This is a genomic window from Sandarakinorhabdus sp. (genome assembly GCF_031430775.1).
Lineage (GTDB): Bacteria > Pseudomonadota > Alphaproteobacteria > Sphingomonadales > Sphingomonadaceae > Sandarakinorhabdus.
Window position 1 is genome coordinate 35,312 of sequence record NZ_JANPCD010000147.1, and the last position, 9,867, is coordinate 45,178.

A 9,867-nucleotide genomic window follows, 5' to 3' on the forward strand; every position below is an offset into this window, starting at 1 on the left:
TTTCGTCACGGCACGGCGGCAACATCCTCGATGCTCAGCAGCGAGGCGTTGCCGCCGGCGCTGGTCGTATCGGTCGATACCGTGCGTTCGTGCACAAAGCGCAGCAGGTAATGCGGTCCGCCGGCCTTGAAGCCGGTGCCTGAGCGGCCCTCGCCGCCAAAGGGCTGGCTGCCGACCACCGCGCCGATCATCGATCGGTTGACATAAAGATTGCCGACATGGGCGCTGGCCTCGACCATGGCCGCGACGCTGGCGATGCGGCTGTGCAGGCCCATGGTCAGGCCATAACCCAGCGCGTTCACCGCCGCGATGGTCTGGCCCAGTTCGCCGGCCTTCCAGGTCACGACATGCAGCAGCGGCCCGAACCATTCGTTCCGCAGATCGCCGATGGCATCGAGCGCAATGACCGTCGGCGCGACAAAGTCACCGGCCGGCACCGCCAGGCTGTGCCGCCAGCGCGCCTTCTGGGACAGCCGATAAGCTTCCAGCCGGCCATGGGCGTCCGTGTCGATGACCGGGCCGACATCTGTTGCCGGGTCGGCCGGATCGCCAATGACCAGGCAATCCATCGCGCCCCGCAGCATGTCCAGCGTGCGCTGCGCCACATCCTCCTGCACCAGCAGAAGCCGCAGCGCCGAACAACGCTGCCCGGCAGACCGGAAGGCGGATGTGATGATATCGGCGACCACCTGTTCGGTCAGCGCAGTGGAATCGACGATCATGGCGTTGATGCCGCCGGTTTCGGCAATCAGCGGCACCAGCGGACGGTTTTCGTCATCCAGCAACGCCCGGGCGATGCGCCGCGCCGTCGCCGTCGATCCGGTGAACGCCACGCCCATGATGCGCGGGTCGCGGACCAGCGCGTCGCCGATTTCGCCGCCGCCAGTGACAAGCCGCAGCACATCAGCGGGAATGCCGGCTTCATGCGCCAGCGCGACCGCAGCGGCGGCAATGCGCGGTGTCTGCGGTGCAGGTTTGGCGACCACGGTGTTGCCGGTGACCAGCGCGGCCACCGCCTGGCCCAGAAAAATCGCCAGCGGGAAATTCCATGGCGCGATGGCGGCAAGCACGCCGCGCGGCGCCAGATGCAGCTCGTTGCGCTCGCCAGTAGGGCCGGGCAAGGTCATGGTGACCATGCGAGTGCGGGCCTCGGCGGCATAATAGCGGCAGAAATCCACGGCTTCGCGCACTTCGGCCAGCGCATCGGGAATGGTCTTGCGCGCTTCGAGCACCAGCAGCGCCATCAGCGGCTCGCGGTCGCGTTCCAGCAGATCGGCAAGCCTGTCCAGCAGGGCAGCCCGGGCCGCCACCGGTTGCGCTGCCCAGCCGGCAAACGCACCGTGCGCCGCTGTCACAGCCGCACCGACATCGGCCGGTGCCGGCGCCGGGCCAAGCCCAGTTGCGGCGATGCGCGCCGCAACGCCGGCCAGTATGCCGGCATCGGCGAGATCGATCCCGGCGCTGTTATCGCGGCTGTCGCCGTATAGCCGCACCGGCAGTTGAATCGACGGGTGCGGCGTGCCGCCAACGGCTTTGATCCTCACGGCCGGGTCCGCCAGCAGCGATTCGTCGGATACGGCAGCATCGGCAAGCTGATGTACAAAGCTGGAATTGGCGCCGTTTTCGAGCAGGCGCCGCACCAGATAGGCCAGCAGGTCGCGGTGGCCACCGACGGGCGCATAGGTCCGGCATTTATAGCCTTGTTCGCGCACCAGCCGTTCGAACAGGCCTTCGCCCATGCCGTGCAGGCGCTGGAATTCGAAATCGCGGCTTTCGCTGCCCAAAATATCCGTGGCCCATTCCAGGATGGTCGCCACGGTCAGCGCATTGTGCGTGGCAAAAGCGGGATAAAGATGCTGCGCCGCCAGCATGTCGCGCGCGCAGGCCAGATAGGACACATCGGTCGCCGCCTTGCGGGTGAACAGCGGATAATCGGACAGGCCCAGTTCCTGCGTGCGCTTGATCTCGCTGTCCCAATAGGCGCCCTTGACCAGCCGCACCGTCATTTTGCGGCCCGTCGCGGCGCCCAGCGCATCGGCCCAGGCAATCACGGCCCGCGCCCGCTTGCCATAGCCTTGCACCGCCATGCCGAACCCGTCCCAGTCCTTCAGGCCTGGCAGGGCCGCCACGGCGCCGATGATGTCGAGGCTCATCTCCAGCCGCTCGGATTCTTCGGCATCGACTGTCAGGCAGATACCGGCATCACGCGCCGCTTCGGCCAGGGTGCGCAGCATGTCGGTCAGTTCGGGAACACAGGCTCCGGCATTGGCGGTTTCATAGCGCGGGTGCAGCGCCGACAGCTTGACCGACACCGAATGGCGATCGGTGATGGCATTGGCTTTCGAGCCGGCGCCCGTGGCCCTGATGGCGGCCAGATAGCTGGCGAAATAGCGCTTGCCGTCGTCGTGTGTGCGCGCCGCTTCGCCGAGCATGTCGAAACTGGCTGTGAAACCCCGGTTGTCCTTGTCGCCGGCCCTTGCCAGCGCCTCGTCGATTGTGCGGCCCATGACGAACACCTGGCCCATCATCCGCATGGCGCCGCCCACGGCTTGCCGCACGAACGGTTCGCCGGCGCGCGCCACCAGCCGGCGCAGCACGCTGGCCTTTTCCTGTTCGCCCATCAATGCCCGGGTGATGACCAGCCCCCAGGTGGCGGAATTGACCAGCGCGGAATCGGATTCGCCGGCATGGGCCGCCCAGTCGGCGGTGCCGATCTTGTCACGAATGAGCAGATCCGCGGTTTCTGAATCCGGGACGCGCAGGAACGCTTCGGCCAGGCTGAGCAGGGCGACCCCCTCGGCTGTATTAAGGCGATACTGCTGGAGAAAGCGATTGACCCAGCCTTCACCCTGGGCCGCGCGCAAATCGGCAAGCAAGCCAAGCGCGCGGCCGACCACGGCCGTGCGGGCCGCAGGCGTCAGGCTGGCCTGGGGCAACAATTCAGCCAGCACCCTTGCTTCATCGGCGCGGTGCAGCGGCTGCAGTCGGGTGCGGGCAGCGGCGAGGTCCGAGACGGGGGCGGGGGCGGGGGCATCAGTCATGACAAATGCCCATATGCCAGTCGCCGCCGATATTCCACCGCGCGGCGCCGGTGATACCCATGTGTGGAAGGGTGCAGGCCCTGGGCCAGAAGGTGAGAGGCCCTCCACCGCCGGGACGATGGAGGGCCAGTCATCTGGCTGTGGACATGGAACGCCGGTTGCACGCCCAGAGCCAGATAGCACGTTGGGTTGGGCGCGACCCTGCCCAACCGAGCTCTTTGGATCTTCGCGACAGAACCTGTCGATCGATGACAAAAGGCTCGTGTATTCAATCGCCCCAAAGGTTATCACCAAGTGGCGTGTTAAGAAAGAAGCAATATTCGTGCCAGAATCGTGAATCGTGAAGATTCAATCGGTTGCTGCGATTTCCCATTCGCGACTGTAAAGCTGGCCGACTCATTCAGGATGCGATTTTCGCCATGGAGCGCGAATCAGGCGCCACATCTGGTTGCGAATCGATCAAGACAGCAAAAAGGCCTTTTGGGCTGCTCGCCGCAAAAGGCCTTTTCGGTCGGGGCCGCGCGGGTGCGCAGGCCCCTGGCTTGGTCGTGGTCAGGCTGTGACGCTGGTCATCCGGCGGCGACGCGCGGTGGCGCCCACCAGGCCAAAGCCGGCGATCAGCATGGCCCAACTGGCCGGTTCAGGCACATTGGCTGCAAAATCGTCGAACTCATAGGCGACACCGGTCGAGGTAAAGCGCAGGCCGGAAATCCGCTCGCCAGCGCCGGCGCTGAAGAAGATGCGGCGATTGGTCGAACCCAGGCTCTGATCGCCGTTGGACGGCGGCAACATGCCACCCGTTTCGGTCAGCAGGACATTGCCGAACTGATCGAGCACTTCCACCGTGTTGTAGAGATCGATGGAGCCCCAGTAAAAGCTGATCGACTGCAGGTCCGGTGTATCCAACGTAGCCGTATTGGGAGTGAGATCGCTCGACACATATCCAAAGCAGGTTGCGTCACCGGCTGGTGCCGCCGCCACGCCGGGCAGCGAGGCGCAGCTCGTGCCGAGGCCGCCTGTCCAGCTGTAGCCCGCAGCATCGGGCGCATCGAATGTCACTACATAATCCTGGTTGGCAGACTTGCCCGGATCCGGCGCGCCGAACGCACCAACCACGCCGACCGCGTTGGCGGCAGTCGCCCCGAACGCCAGAGCCATCATGAACGCTACAGTCTTCATCAAACCCTCCTGATAAAGTGCCAAATGACGAGAATTTATTATTTGGTAACCGGATATTCATTTTATTCCACCACAGAGTCAAGATGACCAATCAATTAATTTTTCGTGAACGATGAGGCATGCGGATGGCCCGAACGGTTGACGCAAGCGTCAGCGCACGCCTAGGGTTCGACCCGCGTTGCAAAATTCAGGCATGGGGACGAAAAAATGGCCGGCAAGTCACTGACACTGGACGAATATCGCGCCATGGTGGGCCATGAGGTCGGGGTCTCCGACTGGATTCTGGTCGACCAGGCCAAGATCGACGCCTTTGCCGAAGTCACTGGCGACCATCAGTTCATCCATGTGAACCCGGAACTGGCGAAACAGACGCCGTTCGGCACCACCATTGCGCACGGCTATCTCAGCCTCAGCCTGCTTTCGGTGATGGCCTATTCGGCGATGCCGGGCATCAAAGGCACCCGAATGGGCGTCAATTACGGGCTGAACAAGGTGCGCTTCATGGCGCCGGTCAAGTCCGGCAGCAAGGTGCGCGGCCGTTTCACCATTGCCGACGTGACGCAGCGCCCCGATGGCGCCTGGCAGACCACCACCAGCGTCAGTGTCGAAATCGAAGGCGAAACCAAACCGGCGCTGGCAGCGGAATGGATCACGCTGCAATATGTCGGCTGATTGATCGATTTTTCCTCTCCCGCACCGGGAGACGGCGTTTTGCAAAAAAGGACCTTACCATGCGTGAAGCTGTAATTGTCTCGACCGCCCGTACGCCTATCGGCCGCGCCTTTCGCGGCGCCTTCAACGCCACGCCGTCGCCGACGCTGGCCGGCCATGCCATTGCCCATGCCGTCAAGCGCGCCGGCATCGAAGGTGCCGAAGTCGATGATGTCGTGATGGGTGCCGCGCTCCAACAGGGCGTGCAGGGCGGCAACATCGCCCGCACCGCGTTGCTGCGTGCTGGCCTGCCAGTCACGGTTTCTGGCCAGTCGATGGACCGGCAGTGCTCGTCGGGTGTCATGTCGATTGCCACTGCGGCCAAGCAGATCATTGTCGATGGCATGCAGGTCACCATCGGTGCCGGCGTCGATTCGATCTCGATGGTGCAGAACGACAAGATGCGCGTCGAAGGCGATCCCGCCCTCGTTGCCATGCACCCGGCCATTTACATGCCGATGCTCCAGACCGCCGAAATCGTCGCCAAGCGCTATGGCATCAGCCGCGACCGTCAGGACGAATATGGCTTCCAGTCGCAGATGCGCACCGCCGCTGCACAGGCTGCCGGCAAGTTCGATGATGAAATCGTGCCGATGACCGCCAGCATGGCCATGGTCAACAAGGAGACCAAGGAAGTCACCCGCCACGAAATTACCCTGTCCAAAGATGAAGGCAATCGCCCGGAAACCACACTGGAAGGCCTCAAGGGCCTGAGGCCGGTGCTGGAAGGCGGCGTCATCACCGCAGGCAACGCCAGCCAGCTTTCGGATGGTGCCTCGGCCAGCGTGCTGATGGAAGCCGGCGAGGCAGCGCGGCGCGGGCTCACCCCGTTGGGTGCTTATCGCGGCATGGCAGTGGCCGGGCTTGAGCCGGATGAAATGGGCATCGGTCCCATCTATGCCGTGCCCAAGCTGCTCAAGGCCAATGGCCTGACCATGAACGACATCGGCCTTTGGGAATTGAACGAGGCGTTTGCCGTGCAGGTCCTGCACTGCGCCGATGTGCTGGGCATCGATCCCGAACTGCTCAACGTCAATGGCGGCGCCATCTCGATCGGCCATCCTTATGGCATGACTGGCGCACGCTGCACCGGCCATGCCCTTATCGAAGGCAAGCGCCGGGGTGCCAAATATGTGGTCGTGACGATGTGCGTCGGCGGCGGCATGGGCGCGGCAGGCTTGTTCGAGGTTTACTGAGCCGCCAGCGGGCGTGTGAATAGCGCAACGGCGCTATTCGCCGACTCCGCAAGGCCGGCCGGCGGGTTCGGGCAAGCCGGCGCTGCGGCTTTGCCGCGGCAGAAGCTTGACCGAAGCCCGTTCGACGACTCGCCGCCCAAAGCCCCCTTCACACCATCATTGGCCTTTCGCACGAATATCTGTCACAGGGCTGCAAATGCCTTTTGAAACACTCTCCGGACCGCTCGCGCGGGCCTTGGCCGAACGCGGCTACACCGATCTCACGCCTGTCCAGGCTGCTGTCCTCGCCCCCGAAGCCGAAGGGCGCGACCTGCTGGTTTCTGCCCAGACGGGTTCCGGCAAGACCGTCGCATTCGGGCTGGCCATGGCCCCCGAACTGCTTGGCGAGGCCGAATTTGCCGCGACCCCCGGCATGCCCCAGGCGCTGGTCATCGCTCCAACGCGCGAACTGGCGCTGCAAGTCGCCAAGGAACTGGCCTGGCTCTACGCCTCGGCCCGCGCCCGCATCGTCACCTGCGTCGGCGGCATGGACCCGTCCAAGGAACGCCGCGCGCTGGGCGCCGGCTGCCATATTGTCGTCGGCACGCCGGGGCGCCTGCGCGATCATCTGGAACGCGGCGCGTTGCAGCTGGGCGCGCTGACGGTCGCCGTCCTTGATGAAGCCGATGAAATGCTCGACATGGGCTTTCGCGAGGATCTCGAAGAAATCCTCGATGCCACGCCGACCACCCGCCGCACCTTCATGTTTTCGGCAACTATCCCCAAGCCGATCGTTGCGCTGGCCAAGCGTTTCCAGTCCAATGCGCTGCGAATCAGCACCGTTGGCGAAGATCGCGGCCACGGCGACATCAGCTATCAGTGCGTCACCGTTGCGCCGGCCGATATCGAAGCGTCGGTGGTCAATATCCTGCGTTTCCACGAGGCGCCAACGGCGATGCTGTTCTGCGCCACGCGCGACAATGTCCGCCGCCTGCACGCCAGCCTTATCGAGCGCGGCTTTGATGCTGTCGCCCTGTCCGGTGAACACAGCCAGTCGGAACGCAACCATGCCCTGCAAGCCCTGCGCGATCGCCGGGCGCGCGTGTGCGTGGCCACCGATGTGGCGGCGCGCGGCATCGATCTGCCGACGCTCAGCCTTGTCGTGCATGTCGAACTGCCGCGCGATGCCGAAATCCTCCAGCACCGTTCGGGCCGCACCGGGCGTGCCGGCAAAAAGGGCACCGCCGTTCTGATCGTGCCCTATAATGCGCGCCGCCGCGTTGACCGCATGTTGCAAGGCGCCAAGATCAATTCGCAGTGGCTGCCTGTGCCAACGGCTGCGGCCATTGCCGGGCAGGACAAGGAACGCCTGATCACCACGGTTGCCGAAGGCATCGCCGGCCTGGAGGACGAGGACCGCGCATTGGGCGCCCGCCTGATGGAAGCGCATACGCCTGAGGAAATCGCCGCTGCACTGGTGCGCGCCCACCGCGCCCGCCAGCCGCAGGTCGAGGACATGGTCGATGCCGGCCCGCCGCAGCGCGCCGAACGTGCCGAACGCGCACCGATGCGTGACCGGCCAAACGCGCCCGTGCATGGTGCTGGCCAGCACAGCTCGGCGCACGACGCACCGCGCGATGGCCCCGAAGGCGTTTGGTTCCGCATGGATGTCGGCCGCCGCCACAACGCCGACCCGCGCTGGCTGCTGCCGCTGCTGTGCCGCCGTGGCCATGTGACCAAGCCCGATATTGGCACGATCCGCATCATGCCGGCCGAAACCTTGGTCGAAATATCGCCGGAAATGGCCGACCGTTTCCAGGCCGCGCTCAAGCGCACCGAAGGCAAGGGCCGTTCTCCGGAAGACTCCATCCGCATCGAAGCGGTGCGCGGCGGTGCCGCCGGCGCCTCGCGACCATCGTCTGGCCCGCGTCACTCATCCGGCCCGTCCTCTGCTGCGCCGCCGCGCAAGGGCCGTTTGCACTCGGCCTGAACCCCCTTGGCGCGGCGCCGGCGGTGAGGCCGTTGGTGCTCAGGCCGTCAGGGCCAGCAACGCAAAGGTCGCCAGCCAATGCTCGCCGGCATAATCGCCGGCGATGTGCGGCAGCCCGGCTGACAGATGTGCCTCGGCGGTATCGGCCATCAGCGCCGCCGCGCCGTGGCCCGGTCCAAGCGCCGCTGCGATGTGGCGCCAGCACCAGGCCCGCGACAGGTTGAGCCCGTCAAGATGCGCGATCTTGCCGTCGCTGCGGTCCGACACGCTTGCCGGCACGAACAGGCTGGCGGGCAGGCTCTGCGCCGCGCGCGGCAGCAACCGGTCGAACCAGTCCCGATATTGCGCCGGTGGCAGCAATCGCGCCATCAGCATCGCCTCGCACAATATCGGTGACAAAAAGGCATCGCCGTCCGGCTCGAAGGCGCTGGCATCGGCATCGCGCGAAAACCAGTCCAGCGCCCGCGCCGTGATAAGCGCGGCCAGTGCCGGGTCGTGCCGCCTCGCCCAATCATCTGCCAGAACCAACGCAAACGCCGTATTGCTATGCGCGCCGGTGCGGATGGGATATGTCAGTTGCGGCAGATGCGCATGAAATCGCGCTGCGAAGCGTGTCGCCATTGGCGCCAGCAACGCCCCCATCGGTGCCTCGGCCACCTCGTCGTGCAGGGCCAGCAGCCAGGCCCAGCCATAGGGCCGTTCGAACCCGCGCGACGATGGTGTATCGAGATAGGCACATTCCGCAGCGACATTTTCGGGCGTGAACAACGCTGCTGCCAGCGCGCGGGTATCATCGGCGCGGGCATGATCCGGGAACAGCCGCAGCAGCCGCATAAGCAGCCACCAGCCATGCACGCAGCTGTGCCAGTCGAAACTGCCGAAAAAAATCGGGTGCAGGTCGCGCGGGCCACGCACATCGCCCGGCCCGTCCATGACGTGGTCGAGCTTGTGCGGATATTGCCGCGTGACATGACCGAGCGCGATGCCAGCCATATGCGCCGCCATGGCGGAATCGAGCGTCATCGGAAGGCAAATCCCCAGATCATCGCGGTGTTGAATGCCAGCAACGCCAGTGCCGTCGGCACCTGTGCCTTGATGACGGCATTGCGGTCCTTCAACTCCAATAGCGCGGCCGGCACGATGTTGAAATTGGCTGCCATCGGAGTCATCAGCGTGCCGCAGAAGCCCGCCAGCATGCCGACCGCTGCAATCACCGCCGGATCGCCGTCCAGCTGCCCGATCAGCACCGGCAGGCCAACCGCCGCCATCATCACCGGAAACGCCGCAAAGGCGTTGCCCATGATCATGGTGAAGCCGGCCATGCCCAGCGTGAAGGCCAGCACGGCGGCTAGCCGCGCACCATCCGGGATCACCATGGCGGCGATATCGCCGACAATATTGCCAACGCCGGCGGCGGCAAACACCGCGCCCAGGCTGGCCAGCATCTGGGGCAGGACGATGGCCCAGCCCACCGCCTCGGCAAGGCGTTGCCCCTCGCGCACCGGCGCCAACAGCGGCGGACGCAGCCATAGCATCAGCACGAAGACCGCGATGATGGCGCCAAGACCCAGGCTCACCAATGTCACCTGTTTCGGATCGACAATCGCAGCCCCACCAAGGCTGAGAACGGGAAAAAGAAAAGTGCCGCCCAGCGCCACGGCCGGCACCACCAACGCCGGCAGGAACAGCCGGTTACCGTGGAGGCGCGCGCCTTGTGCCTCTGCTGCCGGGTCGGCGGTGGCCCCGTCCGTGCTGCCACCCTTCCCCGGAT

At 65.2% G+C, this 9,867-nt stretch carries 7 protein-coding genes; 3 read left to right on the forward strand and 4 right to left on the reverse strand.

The features are described from left to right. Nucleotides 1-5 precede the first annotated feature (5 nt). Both RMQ73_RS09455 and RMQ73_RS09460 read right to left on the reverse strand, forming a co-directional pair. Nucleotides 6-3,041 carry an L-glutamate gamma-semialdehyde dehydrogenase gene (locus RMQ73_RS09455; RefSeq protein WP_310497941.1) on the reverse strand — a complete coding sequence of 1,012 codons (3,036 nt, stop codon included), beginning with the start codon at nt 3,039-3,041 and terminating at the stop codon, nt 6-8. 552 nt (nt 3,042-3,593) lie between these two features. After that, entirely contained in the window at nt 3,594-4,220 is a 627-nt protein-coding gene (locus tag RMQ73_RS09460) for a PEPxxWA-CTERM sorting domain-containing protein (protein WP_310497942.1), read from the reverse strand. 207 nt (nt 4,221-4,427) lie between these two features. Here RMQ73_RS09460 and RMQ73_RS09465 point away from each other — a divergent pair, with 207 nt between their 5' ends. From RMQ73_RS09465 to RMQ73_RS09475, 3 genes are all read left to right on the forward strand, one after another. Continuing rightward, entirely contained in the window at nt 4,428-4,892 is a 465-nt protein-coding gene (locus RMQ73_RS09465; protein WP_310497943.1) for a MaoC family dehydratase, read from the forward strand. A gap of 59 nt (nt 4,893-4,951) precedes the next feature. After that, nucleotides 4,952-6,127 (forward strand): acetyl-CoA C-acyltransferase, encoded by a 1,176-nt coding sequence (locus RMQ73_RS09470; protein WP_310497944.1) that lies wholly within the window; start codon nt 4,952-4,954, stop codon nt 6,125-6,127. 196 nt (nt 6,128-6,323) lie between these two features. After that, on the forward strand, nt 6,324-8,096 hold the full coding sequence (locus RMQ73_RS09475) for a DEAD/DEAH box helicase (protein WP_310497945.1): 1,773 nt from the start codon (nt 6,324-6,326) through the stop codon (nt 8,094-8,096). A gap of 39 nt (nt 8,097-8,135) precedes the next feature. Here the strand turns inward: RMQ73_RS09475 and RMQ73_RS09480 are convergent, their stop codons facing one another. Next, nucleotides 8,136-9,119 (reverse strand): DUF2891 domain-containing protein, encoded by a 984-nt coding sequence (locus tag RMQ73_RS09480; RefSeq protein WP_310497946.1) that lies wholly within the window; start codon nt 9,117-9,119, stop codon nt 8,136-8,138. After that, the coding region (locus RMQ73_RS09485) for a 5-oxoproline transporter, DUF979 family subunit (protein ID WP_310497947.1) at nt 9,116-9,867 on the reverse strand (752 nt) is incomplete at its 5' end. The genes RMQ73_RS09480 and RMQ73_RS09485, both read right to left, overlap by 4 nt.